General features: G+C 44.7%; 18 protein-coding genes and 1 tRNA gene. 8 read left to right on the top strand and 11 right to left on the bottom strand.

Annotated features, from left to right (window positions below; translation table 11 throughout):
- Window positions 1-49: 49 nt before the first annotated feature.
- Complete coding sequence (locus MiAbW_RS07230) at window positions 50-547, bottom strand: 2TM domain-containing protein (protein WP_151695541.1); 498 nt, start codon at window positions 545-547, stop codon at window positions 50-52.
- A gap of 61 nt (window positions 548-608) precedes the next feature.
- A complete protein-coding gene (trmFO, locus tag MiAbW_RS07225; protein ID WP_151695540.1) occupies window positions 609-1,946 on the bottom strand; it encodes an FADH(2)-oxidizing methylenetetrahydrofolate--tRNA-(uracil(54)-C(5))-methyltransferase TrmFO in 1,338 nt (445 codons plus the stop codon).
- Between the two features lie 242 nt (window positions 1,947-2,188).
- Between trmFO and MiAbW_RS07220 the strand changes: the two genes are divergently transcribed.
- Complete coding sequence (locus MiAbW_RS07220) at window positions 2,189-2,467, top strand: thylakoid-associated protein (RefSeq protein ID WP_151695539.1); 279 nt, start codon at window positions 2,189-2,191, stop codon at window positions 2,465-2,467.
- Window positions 2,468-2,585: 118 nt separating this feature from the next.
- On the opposite strand, the gene MiAbW_RS07215 is transcribed toward MiAbW_RS07220, so the two are convergent.
- Together MiAbW_RS07215 and MiAbW_RS19955 are read right to left on the bottom strand one after the other, a co-directional pair.
- Complete coding sequence (locus MiAbW_RS07215) at window positions 2,586-3,665, bottom strand: PIN/TRAM domain-containing protein (protein ID WP_151695538.1); 1,080 nt, start codon at window positions 3,663-3,665, stop codon at window positions 2,586-2,588.
- Complete coding sequence (locus tag MiAbW_RS19955) at window positions 3,658-3,813, bottom strand: hypothetical protein (protein ID WP_238707210.1); 156 nt, start codon at window positions 3,811-3,813, stop codon at window positions 3,658-3,660. The genes MiAbW_RS07215 and MiAbW_RS19955 overlap by 8 nt, the downstream gene beginning before the upstream one ends.
- 201 nt (window positions 3,814-4,014) lie before the next feature.
- Here MiAbW_RS19955 and hemW point away from each other — a divergent pair, with 201 nt between their 5' ends.
- A complete protein-coding gene (gene hemW, locus MiAbW_RS07210; protein ID WP_151695537.1) occupies window positions 4,015-5,187 on the top strand; it encodes a radical SAM family heme chaperone HemW in 1,173 nt (390 codons plus the stop codon).
- A 17-nt stretch (window positions 5,188-5,204) separates the two neighbouring features.
- Here the strand turns inward: hemW and MiAbW_RS07205 are convergent, their stop codons facing one another.
- Both MiAbW_RS07205 and MiAbW_RS07200 read right to left on the bottom strand, forming a co-directional pair.
- A complete protein-coding gene (locus MiAbW_RS07205) occupies window positions 5,205-5,525 on the bottom strand; it encodes a cupin domain-containing protein (protein WP_151695536.1) in 321 nt (106 codons plus the stop codon).
- Window positions 5,525-6,097, bottom strand: a complete 573-nt coding sequence (locus tag MiAbW_RS07200) for a shikimate kinase (RefSeq protein ID WP_151695535.1) — start codon at window positions 6,095-6,097, stop codon at window positions 5,525-5,527. The genes MiAbW_RS07205 and MiAbW_RS07200 overlap by 1 nt, the downstream gene beginning before the upstream one ends.
- A gap of 216 nt (window positions 6,098-6,313) precedes the next feature.
- Here MiAbW_RS07200 and MiAbW_RS07195 point away from each other — a divergent pair, with 216 nt between their 5' ends.
- Window positions 6,314-7,387 (top strand): Gfo/Idh/MocA family protein, encoded by a 1,074-nt coding sequence (locus MiAbW_RS07195; RefSeq protein WP_151695534.1) that lies wholly within the window; start codon window positions 6,314-6,316, stop codon window positions 7,385-7,387.
- Window positions 7,388-7,438: 51 nt separating this feature from the next.
- Here the strand turns inward: MiAbW_RS07195 and MiAbW_RS07190 are convergent, their stop codons facing one another.
- On the bottom strand, window positions 7,439-7,774 hold the full coding sequence (locus MiAbW_RS07190) for an excalibur calcium-binding domain-containing protein (protein WP_151695533.1): 336 nt from the start codon (window positions 7,772-7,774) through the stop codon (window positions 7,439-7,441).
- Between the two features lie 93 nt (window positions 7,775-7,867).
- Window positions 7,868-9,172: a histidinol dehydrogenase gene (hisD, locus tag MiAbW_RS07185; protein WP_151695532.1), complete on the bottom strand. Its 1,305-nt coding sequence runs from the start codon at window positions 9,170-9,172 to the stop codon at window positions 7,868-7,870.
- 247 nt (window positions 9,173-9,419) lie between these two features.
- Here hisD and MiAbW_RS07180 point away from each other — a divergent pair, with 247 nt between their 5' ends.
- The gene (locus MiAbW_RS07180; RefSeq protein ID WP_151695531.1) at window positions 9,420-10,106 is read left to right on the top strand and encodes a hypothetical protein; all 687 of its coding nucleotides are present in this window, start codon (window positions 9,420-9,422) and stop codon (window positions 10,104-10,106) included.
- 148 nt (window positions 10,107-10,254) lie between these two features.
- Here the strand turns inward: MiAbW_RS07180 and metH are convergent, their stop codons facing one another.
- From metH to MiAbW_RS07165, 3 genes are all read right to left on the bottom strand, one after another.
- Complete coding sequence (metH, locus tag MiAbW_RS07175) at window positions 10,255-13,818, bottom strand: methionine synthase (RefSeq protein ID WP_151695530.1); 3,564 nt, start codon at window positions 13,816-13,818, stop codon at window positions 10,255-10,257.
- Between the two features lie 122 nt (window positions 13,819-13,940).
- Window positions 13,941-15,095 (bottom strand): SpoIID/LytB domain-containing protein, encoded by a 1,155-nt coding sequence (locus tag MiAbW_RS07170; protein WP_151695529.1) that lies wholly within the window; start codon window positions 15,093-15,095, stop codon window positions 13,941-13,943.
- Between the two features lie 182 nt (window positions 15,096-15,277).
- On the bottom strand, window positions 15,278-16,120 hold the full coding sequence (locus MiAbW_RS07165; protein WP_151695553.1) for a methyltransferase domain-containing protein: 843 nt from the start codon (window positions 16,118-16,120) through the stop codon (window positions 15,278-15,280).
- A 207-nt stretch (window positions 16,121-16,327) separates the two neighbouring features.
- Between MiAbW_RS07165 and MiAbW_RS07160 the strand changes: the two genes are divergently transcribed.
- From MiAbW_RS07160 to MiAbW_RS07145, 4 genes are all read left to right on the top strand, one after another.
- Window positions 16,328-17,533 (top strand): FAD-dependent hydroxylase, encoded by a 1,206-nt coding sequence (locus tag MiAbW_RS07160; protein WP_151695528.1) that lies wholly within the window; start codon window positions 16,328-16,330, stop codon window positions 17,531-17,533.
- A 91-nt stretch (window positions 17,534-17,624) separates the two neighbouring features.
- Window positions 17,625-17,698: transfer RNA gene (locus MiAbW_RS07155), tRNA-Pro, on the top strand.
- 131 nt (window positions 17,699-17,829) lie between these two features.
- On the top strand, window positions 17,830-19,752 hold the full coding sequence (locus MiAbW_RS07150) for a S9 family peptidase (protein WP_151695527.1): 1,923 nt from the start codon (window positions 17,830-17,832) through the stop codon (window positions 19,750-19,752).
- A 393-nt stretch (window positions 19,753-20,145) separates the two neighbouring features.
- Window positions 20,146-22,161 (top strand): GspE/PulE family protein, encoded by a 2,016-nt coding sequence (locus MiAbW_RS07145; RefSeq protein WP_151695526.1) that lies wholly within the window; start codon window positions 20,146-20,148, stop codon window positions 22,159-22,161.
- Window positions 22,162-22,180: the final 19 nt, after the last annotated feature.

The following is a 22,180-nucleotide window of genomic DNA, read 5'->3' as shown; positions in this document are numbered from 1 at the left end:
GATTTTAGAAGAGAGTTTTTCCCTTAAAAATCTTCCTTTTTCAACAGTATTAAAACTGTAAAAACTTTTTAACTTGTGTCCAAAGATTTGTAAAAGACTCTTTCATTTCCTCCTTAATTTTCCAGCGTTTAAATGCTTCTTCGTAGGCAATTCCTTGATTTTGAAAAGTTTTCCAAGCCGAGAGAGAAAGAGGTAAACCCATCAACAAAAAGATATAAATTGCCCAAGAAATTGTTCCCGCACTAATTAAATTAATGATAATAAAAAAACTATTAATAATCAGATAGCGAACGGTTTTATTTTTTAGCTCCTCGCGACGAAAGCGATCGAATTCTTGCCGTTTATAACTGAGCATTTTTGACTCTTGCCAGTCCTTTTCCGCCGCTTCTAAGTCTTTAACTTCAATAGCTAAATCGTCGGCAATTTCTAACAACTGTTGGCGGGTAATTTCTCCCTTATCCCCTTGACGGGAGATAGCCAAATAGAGAATTTCCTGCACATCCTCTTGACTGTAGGATTGGGGAGGGAAAAAATCAGAGTTTGGCATAGCGATAGAGAAAGAAATAGGTTCCTTCTCTATTATGGGCGATCGATTTAGCGATTGACAGTTAGACGAGACAGGGAGTTTTTAGCTGATTCAACCATGCTTCTAAATCCTGCAAAGAGCGATCGGCATATTGACCGTAACGTTCCCGTTTATTGCGGATTTTTCTGGTAAAATTCGGCAAAATGCCAAAATTTGGCGGCATCGGTTGAAAATGTTTCGGTTCGGCACTGCTGATAAACTCAAATAATGACCCCATCATCGTTGTGGTTGGCAATGTCACCGTTTCTAATCCTAAAGCTAAACGAGCGGCATTAGTTCCCGCTAACCATCCCCCAGCAGCCGCAGCCGTATAGCCTTCCGTGCCGATTAACTGTCCTGCCGCTAATAGCGTCGGTCGCGATTTAAACTGGAGACTGGAGGATAATAACTGGGGAGAATTGATAAAGGTGTTTTTGTGCATCACCCCCATGCGGACAAATTCGGCCTTTTCTAACCCCGGAATCAGACGGAAAACCCGTGTTTGTTCTCCCCATTTTAAATTAGTTTGAAATCCCACCATATTCCACAATTGCCCCGCTTTATCTTCCATTCGCAACTGTATAACTGCGTAGGGACGTTGATCCGGATATCTGGGATCCGCTAATCCCACCGGTTTCAGGGGACCAAAACGCATGGTATCCTCTCCCCGACTGGCTAATTCTTCGATCGGCAGACAAGCCTCGAAAAATTTGGCATTTTCTCGCTCAAAATCCTTTAATTCCGCTTGTTCTGCCTGTTTTAACTCTTGCCAGAAATGCAGGTATTGTTCCCGATCCATAGGACAATTGAGATAGGCGGCCTCACCTTTATCGTAACGGGAGGCCAGAAAAGCGATCGATCGATCGATCGATTCCCCCAGAATAATCGGACTAGCGGCATCAAAAAAACTCAGATAGTCCAGTCCGGCAAAATTTTGCAGATCTGCGGCTAAAGCAGCACTGGTTAACGGTCCAGTGGTTAAAACAACGATACCATCCTGGGGAATTTCCGTGATCTCCTGACGTTTTAAGGTGACTAGAGGGTGGTTGGCCAAGATTTCCGTCAAATTTCGACTAAAGACCCCTCGATCAACCGCTAAAGCCCCTCCTGCGGGGACACTATGCTGATCGGCCTGGGCAATAACTAGAGAATTTAAGCGTCGTAATTCTTCATGGAGTAACCCAGTAGCGCGATCCACCGCCATGGCACCAAAGGAGTTACTACAGACTAATTCGGCTAAAAATTGGCTATGGTGGGCGGGACTAGAGCGAATTGGGCGCATTTCGTGCAGGATCACGGGAATACCTGCTTGGGCTATCTGCCACGCCGCCTCAGTCCCCGCTAATCCTCCACCAATTACATGAATAGGGCGATCGATCATAGTTGGGAGAAAATGGCTAGAGTAGGACTATTTTAGCGTCAGTTCCGAGTCATCAAAAAAATAGGACAAGCCCATTGCGATCGCATAAAGATTGGGGCTGATCGCAAACTCAGGTTATAATTAAAGAAGGGATAGAATATTATATTTTATCTCGGCGCAATTTTTGCTTTCGAGAAGGTGGCAACACCGCCCCACTTTCTCACCATCTCCTTCCAGATGGGCTAGTTAGCGGTTTGACTTCTATGAACACCAATTATCTTGAAGAATACCAAAAATACCTAGCAGAATGGCAGAAACTACTTCTGTCCGCTTGGGGTAATGGTGTTCCCACGACTACACCAGTGTTTGAGTTTCCGGAAACTTTGGTTAAATCCCTCGAATATCAACAAGAATGGGTGAAATCCTACCTAACCGCCCAAGAAACCGCCACCAAAGTTGCCCTCGATAGTCAGAAACAATTCTGGGATGGTTATTTTAGTTTTGCCCGTCAGTCTATGGCTGTAATCAATAAACCGGCCTAATTTAGATATAAATTGGCTAGATAGTTCAGTTAGTGACTTAACTTCCCTTAAAAAATGAAAAGCCTCAAATACAATCCCCTCTGGCCCTGTATTTGAGGCTTTTTTGGTTTTATTCCCTTCAAGCAATCAGGGAATTTTGGGGTTTAGCAAAAATCATCCGTCCAGCCGAGGTTTGCAATGCAGATGTCACCACTACCCGCAATTCTCCCCCTAGATAATCTTTTCCTTCCTCTACCACTACCATCGTGCCATCTTCTAGATAACCGATGCCCTGGGTGGGTTCTTTTCCTGCTTTGAGAATTTTCAGATCCAAAGTATCCCCGGGCAAGTAGATCGGGCGTACTGCTTGGGCGAGATCGTTGACATTCAAGATGGTGACTTTTTGCAGATTGGCCACTTTACTGAGATTATAATCGTTAGTGAGCAAGGTGGCGTTAATTTCTTGGGCAAGATGGACTAATTTAGCATCTACGGTGCTAATATCCTCATAATCGGCGGGATGAATGACAATGCGATCGGGGAATTCTTGCTGCATCCGGTTTAAGATGTCTAATCCTCGTCTTCCTCTGACTCGTTTTTGGTCGTTACTGCCATCCGCTAACTGTTGCAATTCCTGAAGGATAAATTGGGGAATGAGTATCTGTCCCTCGATAAATCCCGTGTCTAACAATTGTTCGATACGACCATCGATAATACAACTGGTGTCAACAACTTTGGTGGCGGCCGCTTGCAGGGTCCCTTCTGCCACTAAAATTGATTCCATACTATTTGGGTTAATCAGACGCAAAAAAGTGCGACCGTGGGTATCAGCTAAACTAACCCCCAGATAGGAAAACATAACACTGCCTAAAATGGCGATTATCGGCTTGATAAACGAGAATTCTCTGGGAATCGGTAGGAAAAAAATCGGGGCTAGGATCAGATTAGCAATCAACAAACCAATAACTAGACCGACCGAACGGGTTAAAATAACTTCGATCGGAGTTTGTCGTACTTGGGTTTCTAGACGACGATAGGTAGTTTGGGCAACTAAACCGAGGGCTAAACCAATAATTGAGGCAAAACCCGCCGATAACCAGCGTAAAGCTTCAATATTGCTGATTTGCGACTGGACAGCAACTGGCAGCAAGTCCACACCACTATAACCAATACTGGCAATGGCGAAGACGAATAATAAAATTATGACAGCATCAAGCATGGGGATAATACCAGAGAGGATAGAGGGGAATGACGGTAGATAAAATAATGAGTATGGATACTTTTACATTATATCCGTGGGCTTCTCCTAATTTGTGTCGGGAAAGTTGCCTCCATTCTAGGAGATGTTCTCCCCAGCCATAATACATCTTAACGAAGATAAACGAAATTACAGTAGGAGTCGGTCGTCAGGAGTCGGGAGACAGAAAACGGGAGACGGGAGACAGGAGATAGGAGATTGTTTTTATTTATTCTCCCCACTCTCCACTCCCAATTCATAATTTATAATTCATAATTCATAATTCTCTCTCCCCACACCCCAACCCCCTTCTCCCTTTTTCCTTGATAAAATGCCCTATTTTCACCCCGTAACCTCGGTTTATATTCATATCCCCTTTTGTCGTCGGCGCTGTTTTTACTGTGATTTCCCGATTTTTGTCGTCGGTAATCACACCAATCCGGCGACTTTTCCCCCTGTGGTTGAGTATGTGGAAATATTACAAGAAGAAATTAGCCTTAGTCAGGGGACGGGGAAACCCCTAGAAACAATTTTTTTTGGGGGGGGGACTCCTTCCCTGTTACCGGTGGAATTATTAGGGGCAATTCTGGATACTTTAGCCAAAAAGTTTGATTTTGCGGCCGATATAGAGATTTCTATGGAGATTGATCCGGCTACCTTTAGTTTAGAACAATTACAGGGTTATCTTAGCGCAGGAGTCAATCGGGTTAGTTTAGGAGTACAGGCTTTTCAAGAACCATTATTACAGGTTTCTGGTCGATCGCATACCGTTAAGGATATCTATCAGGCATTGGAATTAATTCAGGGATTGGCAATAGTTAACTATAGTTTGGATTTGATTTCGGGATTGCCACAACAAACCCTGACAGATTGGGAAAATTCCCTAGAAAAAGCGATCGAACTGCAACCGGCCCATCTTTCCTGTTACGATTTGGTCTTAGAAGCGGTTACTCCTTTCGGTAAACAGTATCAACCGGGGAAAAAACCCTTACCCGATGATGAAACCACCGCAAAAATGTATGTTTTAGCCAGTGAAAAACTAGCTTTAGCCGGTTATCAACATTACGAAATTTCTAACTATGCCAAACCGGGTTATCAATGCCGACATAATCGAGTTTACTGGGAAAATCGTCCCTATTACGGCTTTGGTATGGGGGCTGCTAGTTATCTTCATCAACAACGTTTTACCCGTCCGCGCAAAAGTCGCGACTATTTCGCTTGGGTAAAAGAAGGCTGCCCAATTGACGTGGAGAAAAATAGTTTTATCGATGATCTTCTCGAAACCTTGATGCTAGGGTTAAGGTTAGCGGAAGGGGTGAGTTTACCCGCAATTGAAGCTAATTTTGGTTCGGAAATCAAAAAAGCAATGTTAGAGGTCTTATATCCGCATAAACAGCGTAATCTAGTAATAATTGAGGGGGATACCAGGGTAAGATTAAGCGACCCCGAAGGTTTTTTGTTTTCTAATATCGTTTTAACCGATTTATTCGATCGCTGGCAATAGTCAGAAACTATAGTTTACTAGCGATAGTGGATAGCTAACCAAATACAGGGGGGATTATTGCTGGTAAATTCGACGCGATGTTTTTGGTGAGGAGGAATTAGGAGATAATCCCCCGCTTGCAGATTAACTTGGCTGCCATCTTCATAACTAATCTCAGCGAATCCCTGTAATAAAATCACCCATTCAAACTCGGATTGATCGTACCATTGACCCCTGGTAGTGGTTTGACCGGTGGAAATAATTCTTTCCAGACGAATAGCCTGACTTTGGGCTAAAATTTCCAGAATTTCTCGGTCAGGAATTAGTTCAGGTAAATCAAAAATTGAAGCTGCTATCATTAGTTATTGTCTCTTTCTGGATGAAAATCTTTAATCACCGTCGGTATTGCTGTTAAAATTTTCTCAACGATATCAGCAGGTGTATCTAGGTCAGAAACAACAATCCGAAGATCTGCTTCTGCATAAAGTCCTCGTCTTTGTTCTAATAATAATTCCAGTTTACTTTCTAAATCAGTGGACTGAAGCAAGGGACGAGAGGTATCTTGTTTTAAACGTTTAACCAAAACTTCGAGAGGAACATCTAACCAAATCATTAAACCGTGACGAAGATAACTCCAATTCATCGGTTTTAAAACCATCCCTCCCCCGGTGGCAACCACAGTTTTAGTCAGAGAGGATAATTCGGCCAAAACTTGGGTTTCTAACTCCCGAAAAGTCGCTTCTCCCTCGTCGGCAAAAATTTCCCTGATTTTCTTCCCTGCGACCCTTTCTATTAATATATCTGTATCAAAAAAACGATATTGTAACCGTCGTGAAAGCAACTCTCCCAGGGTGGATTTGCCAGATCCCATCATTCCTAGCAAAAAAACACTTAATCCCCGTAAGGAGTTAAAATCCGTTGAATTGTCCATATGTAGTCCTCGCTACTCAGGGATGATTTTTTGATAAGCATTTAGGAGTGAAAACCCGCAGGTGAAATCAGAAAATCTTCTCAGAACCCCCATTGACACCGACATCGTGTCAGAATCTGGATAACCATGATACCATCTTGGTAATTCATCGACAAAATCAGCTTGATTAATTTAATCAAGTGGCGTGGGGAGTGTGAACACAGGAGTCTAAAATTCATGTCCAATCAACCAGCAAACTTTCCGGGTAACAGAAATCAACTCAAACCGATTAAAGTCGGGGTTATCGGGGTCGGTAACATGGGACAACACCATAGTCGCATCCTGAGTTTATTAAAAGACGTGGAATTCGTCGGGGTGGCCGATGTCAACGTCGAAAAGGGACTGGAAACTGCCAGTAAATACCGAGTCCGTTTTTTTGAAAATTATTTAGATCTCTTACCTAGGGTAGATGCGGTTTGTATCGCTGTCCCCACACGGTTACACCATCGAGTCGGGATGGACTGTCTGCAAGGGGGAGTACATACCTTGATCGAGAAACCGATCGCCGCTAGTATTAGTGAAGCGGAATCTTTAGTCAACGCGGCAGCCGATCACGATTGTATTCTGCAAGTGGGTCATATCGAGCGTTTTAATCCCGCTTTCCAGGAGTTATCGAAGGTCTTGAAAACCGAGGAGATTCTAGCGATTGAATCCCATCGCATGAGTCCCTATTCCCAGCGCGCTAATGATGTGTCGGTGGTGTTAGATTTAATGATCCACGATATAGATTTAATTTTAGAATTAGTCGCTGCTCCCGTGGTGAAATTAACCGCTAGTGGTAGTCGCGCTGCCACTGATTCCGGTTATCTCGATTATGTCACTGCAACCCTTGGTTTTAGTAATGGAGTGGTGGCTAATTTAACCGCTAGTAAGGTGACTCATCGCAAGATTCGCCGTTTAGCAGCCCACTGTAAAAATTCTCTCACGGAAGCGGATTTTCTCAATAATGAAATCCTCATTCACCGGCAAACCACCGCTAACTATAGCACCGATTACGGTCAAGTTCTCTACCGTCAAGATGGTTTAATTGAAAAGGTTTATACTAGCAATATTGAACCCCTACACGCAGAATTAGAACATTTTGTTCATTGTGTGCGCGGTGGGAACCAACCTTCTGTCGGTGGGGAACAAGCTTTAAAAGCTTTACGATTAGCTAGTTTAATCGAACAAATTGCCCTTGATGGTCGCGTTTGGCAACAATCGGACTGGAATTATCAATATCTTAATTCTCCCGTGATTACCGCTTCTTAATTGTTTCTACCCCGATTCTTTAAATGAGAGAATTGGGGTGAAGAACCAAAATTAGTTATCTGGAGAACTTTTTAAACATTTTTCTGAGGATTTTTTTCCACATAATTGACTTTCACAGGGAACTCCATCACCATCTCCATCCATTTTGACATTAGGACAATTTCTCAAGAAAAAAGTCGCTTCTGCACAGGAGGTCATCTGGGAACAGTGAGTTCTACCATCGCAGCGGAATTGTGGAGAAGGACTAGGTTTTTTCTGGGGAGTGGGACGATTATTGTTGTTAGCTAGGGCTAAATTATTCAGGGTTTGATTGCCAGAAATTGGTGATTTTATTGATATTTGTTCGCTCAGAAAACCCAGAATTAAAATAACAATTACTTTTTTCATAAAATGCTTGCCTGATTCTCTGCTCTTATCATAGTAGCAGATAGGAGACAGGATAATAAATCAGAGCTATTCCCTGTTTCCTATTCCCTGTATTTAGAGTAAAATTTCCCTGTGTTGAATTGCTAATTTATGGGCGGGAAAACCTTCGTACTCGGCTAAAGTTTTCGTGGTTTCTTTTAACTTTTCAAAGCCTTCAGGGGTGACATAAGCCAAAGTAGAGCGCTTGAGAAAATCATAAACTGAAACCGCGGAATAGGAACGGGCAAAACTTCCTGTCGGCAGCACAGCATTTACCCCGATGGCGTAGGTAGCCATAGAGGAAGGAGTATGATTTCCCAGTAGGATTTCCCCAGCATTTTTAATCTTGCCCAGAATGGCAAAAGGATTACTAACTAAAACCTCCAGATGTTCCGGGGCGTACTCATTGACGAAATCGAGGGATTGCTGCAAACTATCGGTTAAAATTATGCCCCCATAGGCGGCTAAACCCGCCTCACAAAATTCCCGTCGCCAATCTGGGAGTTTTTGCAGGTATTCCTGAGCATATTCCCTAGCAGCGATCGCAACCTGTTCACAATGGGTGACTAATAAAGCCGCCGAATCCGCCCCATGTTCCGCTTCAATTAATAAATCCAAGGCCGCTAAACGGGCATCGGTGGACTCATCGGCCAAAACTATCGACTCACTCGGACCTGCCGGTAAACCCACATCCACAGTGCCGAACAGTAACCGCTTGGCCGCCGCCCCATAGACGCTGCACGGACCGGTAATTTTGTCAACCCTTTTGATATTTTTTGTTCCCAAAGCCAAAGCAGCGATCGCTTGTACGCCCCCTAACTTATAAATTTCTTTGACTCCAGCCATGCGCGCCGCCACCAGAGAAACCGGTTCCACGTTGCCCTGTTTATCGGGGGGAGTGCAAACGACCACTCTTTCCACTCCTGCCACCATTGCCGGTATAGCTAACATTAACATCATCGAGGGAAAAGCGCCGCGGCCCCGGGGAACGTATAAACCCACACTGGGGATAGGAGAGATTTTTTCGCCGGCAAAGACACCAGCTTCAATTTCTGCCAGTTGTATTTCTTCCGGCATTTGGCGACGATGTACCTCTTGAATATTCCGGAAAGCCTGTTCAATGGCAGTTTTTACTTCCGGTTCAATTAACTGAAAAGCCTGCTCAAATTCTGCCTCGCTGACTTTGATATTTTCTACCGTCGCACCCTCGTAGTCAAAACGCCGCACATAGTCCACAACGCCGGCATCCCCCCGTTCGCGGATGGTTTCTATCACCGTTTGAGCGACTTTGAGGGCGTTATCAATATCTAACTCGGCTCTTTTCTGAAGTTTTGCCCGTTCTGCGCCACTTAATTGCGAAAGTTTTAATATTCTAACCACTATTGCTGCTCCTACTGCCCCCCGTCCTCTCAAGAATTAACGGGGAATCTGATCTTTCTTTTATTGTAACCTTTGGGGGAGTGTCGGCTTTTCAGTGATCAGTAAACAGTAACCAGTAATCAGTGAACTGAAAACTCACATCTGATCACTGATAACAAAGGCCGAATCTAAAACCTAATTTGTTAAGCTAAAAGCTTTATTGCCAGATTCTTTCTCTTGCCTCTTGCCGACCGCATCCTTGGGTATAATGCAAATCATGTTTAAGCTCTCTTGCTGTTCTGTAAATGCGATCGCTCTTGGTTTATTATGGGGGGCGAGTGGTGCTGTGTGGGCAGAAACGGATTTAGACCTAGACCCAAAAATTCGGCAAGAAAGTCCAGTTTTAGAGCGTTGGTTAGAAAAAATACCCGATATCGCCGAAGACATTCGCCGCGATCCTAGTTTCCGCACTCGTATCCGCTTGGGATATGCAGAGTTTCCTTCTAGGGATAATTCCAGTGGCGTGATTTTGGGGGTAGAAGATGTGTTTTTCGGTCAAACCAGTTTAACCCTAAGCGGCGATTATCAGACGGCTTTTAACGGCAAAAGGACGGCAATAGGGGCAAATTTACAATACTATCTCCTCCCTTTGGGTGATTATGTCAATCTAGCTCCCATGGTGGGCTATCGTTACATTCAAACGGGAAATTACAGCACCGATGGGCTTAACTTAGGATTAAAGCTCAAATTAGCCCTTTCTCGCACGGGAGCCGCAGATATCACCGTTAGTCAGAGTTTTATCTCTCCCGGTGGTGACAACGAGGTGGGATTGACTACTCTTTCGGTTGGTTATGCGATTACCTCTAATTTACGTTTAGCCGCCGATATTCAAGCCCAAAATTCCCGCACGCGTAAAGATAGCTCCCTAGGAATTTTACTGGAATGGCTGCCCTAATCAGGGTTTGCGGCAAAAAGTTTTTCGTGGGGGTAGGGTGTGGGGTGTAGGGTGTGGGGTGTAGGGTGTGGGGTGTAGGGTGTGGGGTTTTACCGATAAAAACTCACACCTGATAACTGATAACTGATAACTGATAACTGATAACTGATTAGGTACTAAAGTATTTAGCGGTGGGGTGATAGGTAATAATGGCGGTGGTGGATTGTTCTGGGTACAATTGTTCGCTTTCGTCCATATACATCCCAATGCGATCGCATCCTAACAGATCTAGTTGCTTGTATTGATCCTGAATATTGGGACAAGCGGGATAGCCGAAACTATAGCGAGAACCCTGGTAACGCTGTTGTAGTATATCGCGAATATTATCGGGATCGAACTCGGCGAAACCTAACTCGCGACGGATGCGGGTGTGGGTCCATTCGGCCATGGCTTCGGCGGTTTGGACAGCCATGCCGTGATAATAGAGATATTCGGTATATTCGTTGGCATCAAAGAGAGATTTAGCGTATTCCGTGGCGATTTCCCCCACCGTCACCGCTTGCATCGGGAAAACGTCGATGATACCGGATTCCTGCGGGGCGAAAAAGTCAGCAATACAAAGACGACGACCGGATTTCTGGCGAGGAAACTCAAAAATGGCGATCGGTTGCAGATTTTCGGGTTTTTCGCCCGCTTGTATCGATTCGGGATCGTAAATTAACAGGGAATTACCGGACGATTGACAGGGAAAATAACCATAAATTAATGTGGGGTTTAGTAAATTTTCCTTGACAATTTTCTCTTTCCATGCTGCTAGAATTGGATGAACTTTTTCCTGTAAAAACTGGTCGTATTCCTGCTTCGATTGGCTTTGTGGTTTGCGAAATTGCCATTGACCGACAAATAAAGCTTGTAAGTCCAAATACCAGAAAACCTCCTCGATGGGAATTTCTGCTGCCGTTAATATTTTAGTACCCCAGAAGGGCGGTGTTGGTCGGGGGATATCAACTGCCACCGCTTCCGAACGACGGGTATCAATAACTAATTCGGTGGCCACGCTGCCATCGGTAAAAATAGTATCGGGATTAACCTCTAATTCTTCGGCGACAACCGGGGTTTTTTCTGCCTCGGCAAACTCCGCTAAAAAGCCTTTACTATCATCCCATTGACCCCCAGCTTTAGCGGGCATTAATTTATCCATAAAATGCAGGTCAGAGAAGGCATCTTTACCATAGATAACCTGTCCTTTGTAGGTTTTTTGACAGTCATCATGGACAAATTTGGGAGTTAAAGCTGCCCCGCCAAGGATAACAGGAACGGTGATTCCTTTTTCGTTAAAAACCTCTAGATTTTCCTTCATAAAAGCCGTCGATTTCACCAATAAACCGCTCATGGCGATACAATCGGCTTGATGTTCTTTGTAGGCTTCGATGATATTTTCTACGGGTTGTTTAATGCCCAAATTAATCACCTTATAGCCGTTATTGGTCAAGATGATATCAACTAAATTTTTACCAATATCGTGAACATCCCCTTTAACTGTTGCGATAATAAAAGTCCCTTTGGCATTATTATCACCCTCTTTCTTCTCCATAAAGGGTTCTAAAAAAGCCACGGCCGCTTTCATAGTTTGGGCAGATTGGAGAACAAAAGGTAACTGCATTTGTCCCGAACCAAATAACTCACCCACTACCTTCATCCCATCCAGGAGAAAAATATTAATAATATCTAGGGGTGGATAGTCCTGTAAAGCTTGCTTTAAAGCCTCTTCCAGTCCCAATCTTTCTCCATCAATAATATGCTGTTTTAAGCGTTCCTCTACCGGTAAATTAGCATTACTAGAGGGGTCTTTTTTAGTAGTTTTACCCGCAAATAATTCGGTTAATTTGGTCAGGGGATCATAAACACATATATCGCCATCAAAACGACGATTATCATAGATTAAGTCCCGACAAACTTGCTGATATTCTGGTTCAATTTTTGCCAGAGGAAGAATCTTATTAGCGCTGACGATTGCGCCATCCATACCCACCTGTATTGCTTCGTGGAGGAAGACAGAATTTAATACCTGACGCGCTGCCGGATTCAAGCCAAAGGAGATATTAGACACACCTAAAAGAATGTGACATTCGGGCAGTTCTTGGCGAATTCGGCGCATTGCTTCGATAGTAGCCTTGCCATTTTCTCGGTCTTCTTCGATACCGGTAGAAATCGGTAAAGCTAGAGGATCAAAAAAGATTTCGTAGGGAGGAATTCCGTATTCTATCGCTGCATAATAGGCCCGTTTAGCTATCTGGAATTTTTTCTCGGCAGTGCGGCCCATTCCTTCTTCATCAATGGTTCCAATTACTACCCCTGCGCCGTATTTTTTCGCTAAATCCAAGACTTGATAAAAACGCGGTTCCCCGTCTTCGTAGTTAGTAGAGTTGAGGATACATTTACCCCCTGCTACTTTTAACCCCGCTTCCATTTTTTCCCATTCGGTGGAATCTAACATTAAAGGTAGGGTGACATTATTAACTAAACGAGAGGCTAATTGGTGCATATCGCGCACCCCATCCCGGCCGACATAATCGACGTTGACATCGAGAATATGCGCCCCTTCTTTTACCTGCGCTTTCGCCATCGATACTAAACTATCCCAGTCTTCAACATTGAGCAGTTCCCGACATTTTTTAGAACCACTAGCGTTTAATTTTTCCCCAACAATGAGAAAAGAATTATCTTGAATATAGGGTTGGGTACTATAAATAGAAGCGGCAGAGGGTTCATAATGATAATGACGAGATTTCGGAGTTAAACCCTGACTTAGTTCCGCTAAAGCTTGAATATGGTCGGGACGAGTACCACAACAACCGCCGATAATTTGTACTCCCAAATCTTCAATAAAGTGCATTAAAGCCATTTTTAATTCTACGGGAGTGAGACGATAATGGGCTTGACCGCCGACATTTTCCGGTAAACCAGCATTAGGAATACAAGAAACAATAAAAGGGGAATTTTCCGAGAGATATTTAATATGGGGTTTCATTAAATCGGGACCAGTGGCGCAATTAAGTCCCAAAATATCAATTTTATAGGGTTGTAAAATAGAGACAACGGCGTTAATTTCCGTTCCTACTAACATCGTTCCCATGGTTTCCATCGTCACCGAAACCATGAGGGGCAATCGTTGACCTTTTTTCTGAAATACTTCTTCAATAGCATTTAAAGCCGCTTTAATTTGCAGGACATCCTGACAGGTTTCTACTAATAGTAAATCTGCCCCGCCATCGTAAAGACCCTCTACCTGTTCCACATAGGCTTTTTTGAGAGTATCAAAGTCAATATGCCCCAAGGTGGGCATTTTTGTCCCCGCCCCCATGGACCCCGCCACAAAACGGGGTTTTTCGGGGGTAGAGTATTTATTAGCGCAAGCTTTGGCCAGTTCGGCGGCGCTTTTGTTGAGATAATAGGCTTGATCGGCTAAATCGTACTCGGCTAAAACTATCGAGGTTCCCCCGAAGGTGTCGGTTTCAATCACATCCGCACCCACGGCTAAAAAGGCTTCGTGGACTTTGGCTACGGCGCTAGGTTTAGTATGGACAAGATACTCGTTACAACCTTCGTATTCTGCCCCACCAAAGTCCTCGGCCGTCAGATTTTGGCTTTGTAGGGAAGTTCCCATCGCCCCATCAAAGACGAGGACGGGATGCTTGGGGCCGTTGAGGTAGTCGAGAAAGGGGCTATTCATAGAGAGATTTACTGCCATAGCATTTTGAAAGTTTATTGTAATACGGTTACCAGAAATCTGCCATTCGGCATTTCAGTGATCAGTGATCAGATTTGAGTTTTCAGTCGAGAAAGCTTATCAATTTAATTTTGTAGAACTAGACGAGCTAAACCAACTCCGGGATAATAATTACCGAGAATTTGTTGATAATCTAGGCCTTTTTCCGCTAATTTATAAGCCCCAGTTTGACTCATGCCGCGACCACCGTGGGCCCAAGCGACAATTTCATCGGTGGCGGCATAAAGAGACTCGACTACACCGCCTTTATAACTGAGAATCTGCCCGGCAGTGGCATTAACCGCTTGGTGAGTCGATTGATACTCCGATCGAATACCTTTATATACCTGCCAGCGCTGGGTATTGCCCAGATGAAACCAAGCATTAGCGGGGCGCATCATGTGTACTAGGGCATAGGAACGAGCGGCGATCGCCTGTGCCTTTAAAGCGTGCATTGGCGCAGTGGAGTGCATTTCACTACCCACCACGCTATAGAGATAGGCTTCTAAATTAACCTGATTGACCACTAACAAGCGATCGCCTTGGGCCACCAGCAGCACTTTACCCCGATACCAACTATCATCCACATAAACTAAACCATCGGCACTGGTGGGCTGCACAAAAATCACCTCTGGCAGCGATAAATCGCCCATTTTTAAGCCATTGGCCTCTGGAATGACCGGTAAACCCTCGTTAGTGGCAATCGTTTTTAAAGCGCGACCTTGGCGGTCAGTGATCACCGCCGGCCCGTTAACTCCAATCAAAACACTGGCCACATCCCTTTTGATCGCCACGCGAATTTCTAGGGCTGGCGGCGTATAATTAGCGGGAACCACTAAAGGTTGTCTAGTCACCGGTTTCGCCGCAGCAGCGGGGGAAGTATTAGGGGAGGTTTGAACCGATGGCGCTAATTTTTTCGGCGCCGAGGGAGAAGATTGGGGAGAGGGCGCTGATTTTGGAGTCGCAGAAGATTGGGGAGAGGGGGATAGTTTCGGCGATGGCGCGGTTAAGGGTGCGATCGGAGATGGGATAATAGGGGAAGGGGAGGCAGCAGTCGACCGGTTTGCCTGCGGTTGCGGGGTTTCTGGTTTTTCCTTGGCTAAATAAGTTAAGAGAATTGGCGTAAAAGTGGCGATCGACAATAAAGGAACGGCACAATGGCGCAGCAGGGAAAAATAGGCACTAGCAGAAAATTTCACTTTGATCACACCGTCTTTAATTTTCTTATCTAACTTTATCATTCCGGGAGTCTGGGGGGCTCTTCTCGACTCTGTGTAATAATCAGTGAAAACTATAGGGGCCGCCAATTCAGAATTGAATTGGCGAAAGAAAAACTCGGTCGATAGAGTGAAAGGAAAAAACTTTTGCAGCTGCCAGGGGGAATTAGACTAGGATCACTGGACTTTAATCATGGCCCAGCTGATTATTTTTTCCCTTGCAGTAAGCCAAAACGAATTAAACCCGACTCGTAACCGCGCCGCATTAACCCTAAAGATAATGCCCCTTGAATAGTAGTGTAACCGCTTGCCAACAAACCAGCGATCGCATCTGTGGTTAGGGCCGAATCAATCACCACATCCCAAAAAGCGGCCACCGATAGAGACCAATCATCGGTTTTTAGGTCTCGAAAGCCAATTTCACGGGCAATATCGGCGTATTCCGGCAAAGAAATCACATAGGGCAGACAATAAACCTGATAAATCTCGTTTAATAGTTTAATCTCCCCTTCCGTTAAATTACCAGCGAGGGAAGTGGTGGGACGATGACACCAAGTAGCCATCAAAAAAGTCCCCCCGGGCTGCAAAACCCGATAACATTCCCGCAGAAATTGCCTTTTATCGGGCATATGTTCGCCACTTTCCAATGACCAGACCAGATCAAAATTATCGTCAGGAAACGGGGTTTTTAGGGCATCAGCCACACAAAAACTGACTTGTTCTTCTAAATTGAACTCTTGCGCTCTTTGGCTGGCTCTAGCGGCTTGTACCGGGGATAGGGTAATCCCCACCCCTTGGCTGCGAAATTTTTCGGCCAGATAAAGGCTACTGCCACCAATACCACAACCCACATCAAGAATCTGATTAGCGCCGGTGACATTTCCCCAAGTTAATAATTCTTCTATTAAATCAATTTGTGCCTGACGGCGATCGAGTTTAATCTTGCCGCCGCGACCGTAGTAACCGTGGTGCATATGTTCGCCCCAAATCCTCTCCCACAGTCCACTAGAGGAGTCATAAAAATCAGCAATTCGTTGATAAAGTTCCATGGTGATTTCCTCGTTAAGAGAGGCACTCTTGCCAGAGAGCCAAAACACTTACTCAACCCTAACCCGAAACTCTCGGCAACGGACAAAACCCTTTCAAGTCTATTAATGGCTAGGTGGGGTCAAGACAATCAAACCCGACAGCAACCCCGAAAATCGTGTCAGAATAGATCAGTGTAGTCACTGATTATCTTTGAGAAAAATATTTATATGTTAGGACGGGACAGCTACGATTTAATCATTGTCGGGGGCGGTATAGTCGGAACCACCCTAGCGGTGGCTTTAAAAAATACAGGATTAAATATCGCTATGATCGAGGAACGTCCCCTAGAGGTGGCCGCCTCCCGTCGTCAAGCTTATGCCCTCTCGCTGATGTCCAGCCGTATTTTTACAGGCTTGGGTATCTGGGATAAAATCTCGCCCAGTATCGGTAAATTTCGTCATATTCGCCTTTCTGATGCCGATTTTCCGATTTTTGTCCCCTTTGTGGTCGATGAGCTAAAAACCGATTATTTGGGCTATGTGGGCGAACATGAAGTGATTTTAACCGCCCTGCACAATGCCAGCCAAGATTGCGATCGCATTGAGTGGTTATCCCCTGCTAAAGTGTTAGAAGTGGAGTACGGATCAGAAACAGCCACTGTCACCCTGGAAAAAGCTGGTCAAACCCGAAAAATCACCGCAAAATTAGTTATCGGGGCCGATGGAGCCAGATCCGCTATCCGGCAAGGGGCGCAAATTAAAACCAAAGGTTGGAAATATTGGCAATCCTGTGTCGCTTTCACCATTAAACATCAACTCGATCGCAACGATACCGCCTTTGAAAGATTTTGGCCCACTGGTCCCATGGGCATTTTACCCATCCCGGGTAATCGCTGTCAGATCGTTTGGACAAATCCCCATGAAGAAGCGAAAAAGCTGCAAGAAATGCCCGAAGCGGAATTTATCAACAAATTAGAAGCATATACGGGGGGATTACTAGGAAAAATAGCATTAGTTAGCCCCCGCGCTCTCTTTCCCGTACAGTTAATGCAGAGTGATACTTATGTTAAACCCCGAATGGCTTTAATTGGTGATGCCGCCCACTGTTGTCATCCCGTCGGTGGTCAAGGTTTAAATTTAGGCATTCGCGACGCAGCCGCTTTAGCGCAGGTATTAAAGGAAGCAGCGGAAAAGCAAGAGGATATAGGATCGCTTTCTACCCTAAAATCCTACGAAAAATGGCGTAGATCGGAGAATTTAGCGATTTTAGGCTTCACGGATTTTCTTGATCGCCTGTTCTCCAATAACTGGCCGCCCATCGTTCTCATCCGTCGTCTCGGATTGTCAATTATGCGCGGTTTCCCCCCCTTGAAATTGTTTGCCCTGCAATTAATGACGGGATTAAAAGGACGTATTCCCCAATTAGCTAGATAGCTGGCCGCTAATTCCGGGGATGGGGGAGAAAGGAAGAAAAAAAAGCTTGCAAAATGCGGCGATTATCGCTATGATGGTTAAGGATCAATATCGGGGCGTAGCGCAGCTTGGTAGCGCACTACTTTGGGGTAGTAGGGGTCGTGGGTTCGAATCCCGCCGCTCCGATTGCAGAAAAACAGAGATTCAGGTAGGGATGCAGCCAATCCCTACTTTGTCCTGTTTACTCGGAATTTTCTTAATTTATCAGCGTTTCTGATCAAGTTAGTTCACCATTAGAATCACTACTTTAGTCGAAAATGTCTCATCAAATATCAGCTTACGGTTCCTGGAAATCACCGATTACCTCCGATCTAATTGTGGCAGCATCGATTAGTCTTGGTGGTGTAACTCTAGATGGAGAAGATATTTATTGGTTAGAAGGCAGACCACAGGAAAAGGGGCGAAATGTTTTAGTTAAATTAAACCCCGACGGCACAACTACAGACATCACTCCAGCACCTTTTAATGTGCGAACTCGTGTCCATGAATACGGAGGAGGTTCCTATCTAATTGTTGCGGGAATTATCTATTTTTGTAATTTTTCTGACCAAAGAATTTATCGCCAAACTGCTGATAGTTTACCCCAACCTCTGACCCCAGAAAATTCCTGTCGTTATGCGGATTTAATTCTCGATAAATTTCGCAATCGTTTAATCTGTGTTTGTGAAGATCATAGCCAAAAAGATCGAGAACCAGTTAATAGTATTGTCAGCATCGATGTGGATACGGGAGAAATAGAAACTTTAGTATCTGGTGCTGATTTTTATACCTCTCCTCGCTTAAGTGCCGACGGTTCTCGATTAGCTTGGATTAGTTGGAATCATCCTAATATGCCCTGGGATAGTTCTTTTCTCTGGGTGGCCGATATTAATAATCTTTATTTGAGTAATATTCGGGTCATTGCTGGTGGTGAAAATGAGTCAGTGTGTGAACCACGTTGGTCAGCCGATCAACAGTTATATTTTACCAGTGATCGCAGTAATTTTTGGAACTTTTATTGCTTTAAATACGATGAACAAATCGAACCAGTTCTCGAACATATAGAGGCTGAATTTGCCTATCCTCATTGGGTTTTTGGTTTATCTAACTACGGTTTTGCTGGGGAATCAAAGATTATTTGTAGCTATACAAAAGATGGTTGTTGGTATTTAGGAAGTATCGATACTGTTAATCGAAAATTCCAAGAAATTATCACTGATGATACTAACATTTTTTCCCTACAAGTTGGGGAGAACAAAATAGTTTTTATTGGCGGTTCTTTCAAGGAAGTAACGGCGGTTATCTCAATGGATTTAGCCACAGGAACTAGAGAAATTCTCAAATCTTCCAGTAATTTAACTATTTCTAGCGATTATTTCTCGATTCCGGAAATGCTCGCTTTTCCCACCAGTCAGGGACTAACTGCCTATGCTTGGTATTATCCCCCCAAAAACCCCGATTATACCGCCCCCAATGGCGAATTACCGCCCCTTTTAGTCAAAAGTCACGGTGGACCGACGGCCGCAGCTACCTCTAGTTTAAGTCTGCGGGTGCAATACTGGACAAGTCGCGGCTTTGGCTATCTAGATGTTAATTATGGCGGTAGTACGGGTTATGGTCGTCAATATCGTCAGCGTTTGCTGGGAAATTGGGGAATTGTCGATGTGGAAGACTGCATCAACGGGGCAAAATATTTGGTTAATCAGGGATTAGTCGATGGGGAAAGATTGGCAATTTCTGGAGGCAGCGCCGGTGGTTATACAACTTTAGCATCCTTAACTTTTCATGATACTTTTAAAGCAGGAGCTAGTTATTACGGAGTTAGTGATTTAGAGGTTTTAGCCACCGATACCCATAAATTCGAGTCGAGATATTTAGATAAATTGGTGGGACGTTATCCCGAAGAAAAGGAAATTTACTATCAGCGATCGCCTATTCATTTTACCGCTCAGTTATCCTGTCCGGTGATCTTTTTCCAAGGTTTAGAAGATCGAGTGGTTCCACCCAATCAAGCGGAAATGATGGTAGAAGCTTTAAAAGCGAAAGGTTTACCCGTTGCTTACGTTCCCTTTGCCAGAGAACAACACGGATTTCGTCAAGCTGAATCGATCAAACGAGCATTAGATGCAGAATTTTATTTTTATTCCCGTCTCTTTGGTTTTACTGCTGCCGATAATTTAGAACCCGTAGAAATTAAGTAGGGTTTATGGCAGGCACTTTTTGGGGGCAAAAAAGTCTAAAGATATTATCTCACAAGGTTTTTAGATTTATTTAGCCGGCCCTATCTGTCGAGCTAGGAGCCTTGTGATACTAAATCCGTTGAGCATAGGCTACTTATGAGGAGAGGCAAGAGGCAGAAGGCAAGAGGCAAAGGGGGGAATAAATAATCAGTTTTTAATAACCGAATTTAGTATGAGAGGAAAGTCACTAGCCCGGTTCTAAAGGGGATGGGCGGTCGGCGACGACCTTCTCGACCCCTAACATATAAGCTATCCCAATAGGTTGTCAGTGATCTAGAAAAATTTTTGCTAGGATGTAATTTGACTAAGAAAACTGGGAATAATCAAGGGTAGTGGAGAGGTTAAGAATAGTCTATGACATTTTCTTCCAAGAAAACCCGTGCCGTTGCCCTGCCCAATTACCTTTCCCCCTTTGGTAATAAATTGGTGCAGTCGGGCTATATCGGTGCCGATCAAATGCAACAGGCCCTAGTGGAAACACGGAAATCGGGACGATCGCTAGTAGAAATATTACAACAACTAACCGGGCGCCCTTTGCCCCCGGATTTGCGGCGACAGTATAAGAAAAACCAGTTGTTTGAATTAAAAATTCTCTACGGAGTCGAATCGATCGACCCCGAGTTGAGCGATGTAGATGGACTGGAAATGGCCCGGTTGATCGATTCTTTGATTCCCATCGATCTTTGTCGCCGTTATCGTCTCATCCCCTTGCGACGGATCGAAGGAGAGCCAGCTAAGATTTTGATGGCCATGGTCGATCCTGACAACCTAGAGGCTAGCGACGATATCAATCGTATTCTCCGCCCCAGGGAGTTAGGTTTACAGCGTTTAGTGATTACCAGCGAGGACTATGAAAGATTACTCGAACAATTCCACTCGGCTCAATCGGAGCTAGAACAGGAAAAAGCCCGACTCCAAAAAGAAAAAGAACTGGAAAAACTCTCGGATATTACCGACATTGTCGGCAACATTGATGTAATCAGCAATGTCCCTAACGATGAAGTGGCCGATGAGCTCGGTGAGGGGGACGCTAATCAAGCCCCCGTCATCAACCTGGTCAATAAAATTCTAGCTAAGGCTCTGCAGGAAGGCACTTCCGATATTCACATCGAACCCCAAGAAGAATTCCTGAAAATTCGCTTTCGCAGAGATGGAGTTCTTTATCAAGCTTTTGAGCCACTGCCGAAAAAAATTACCTCGGCGGTTACAGCCCGTTTTAAAATCATGGCCGATCTCGATATCGCCGAACGTCGTCTTCCCCAAGATGGTAAAATTCGGCGGATGTATCAAGGGCGGAAAGTGGATTTTCGGGTTAATACCCTGCCCAGTCGCTACGGCGAAAAAGTCTGTTTGCGGATTCTCGATAACTCAGCTACCCAGTTGGGTTTAGATAAACTGATCACCGATCAAAACACTCTGGCAATTGTCCGGGAATTAGCCAGTCGTCCCTTTGGTCTGCTGCTGGTTACAGGCCCCACTGGTTCGGGGAAATCCACCAGTTTATACTCGGTTCTAGCCGAAAGAAATCACCCCGGAGTTAATATTAGTACCGCCGAAGACCCGATCGAATATTCTCTACCAGGCATCACCCAGGTGCAAGTAATTCGCGAAAAAGGTATGGATTTCGCCTCGATTCTGCGGGCCTTCATGCGACAAGACCCGGATGTAATTCTGGTGGGAGAAACTAGGGACAAGGAAACGGCTAAAACGGCGATTGAGGCCGCCTTAACCGGTCACTTGGTTTTAACTACCCTACACACTAACGATGCCGCAGGTGCGATCGCTCGTCTCGATGAGATGGGGGTTGAACCGTTTATGATTTCTGGTTCTCTGTTGGGAGTCTTAGCCCAGCGTCTCATGCGGCGCGTCTGTAGCGAATGTCGAGTCGCCTATCACCCTACCCAAGAGGAATTAGCACGTTTTGGTCTTGCCGCTGCCAGTGAACGGGAAGTGACCTTTTATAAGGCTAATACCCTAACTATAGAAGAAATTGAACAGGCGCAAGAGCAAGGTAATCTTTGTCCCAAATGTGGTGGCAGTGGTTATAAAGGTCGCGTCGGTGTCTATGAGGTAATGCAAAATAGTGAACGACTGCAGCAGTTAATTAACCAAGGAGCAACCACCGATCGGATTAAGGAGGCGGCCGTCGATGAGGGCATGGTGACACTCCTAGCTTACAGTTTAAATCTGGTGCGCGAGGGTTACACCACCCTCGAAGAAGTGGAACGGGTGACATTTACCGATTCCGGTCTGGAAGCGGAATTAAAAGCCAAACGGAAAAGCGGTTTAACCTGTCGTGGTTGTCGCGCTGAACTACAACCAGAATGGCTCGATTGTCCCTATTGTATGACACCACGATTTAGTGATTAAGACAGTTTTTCAGTTATCA

Source organism: Microcystis aeruginosa NIES-4325 (assembly GCF_008974145.1).
In the GTDB taxonomy this organism is placed as follows: domain Bacteria; phylum Cyanobacteriota; class Cyanobacteriia; order Cyanobacteriales; family Microcystaceae; genus Microcystis; species Microcystis aeruginosa_G.
Note: the sequence above shows the minus strand (reverse complement) of the source record. Positions and strands in the feature narration are given on the sequence as shown.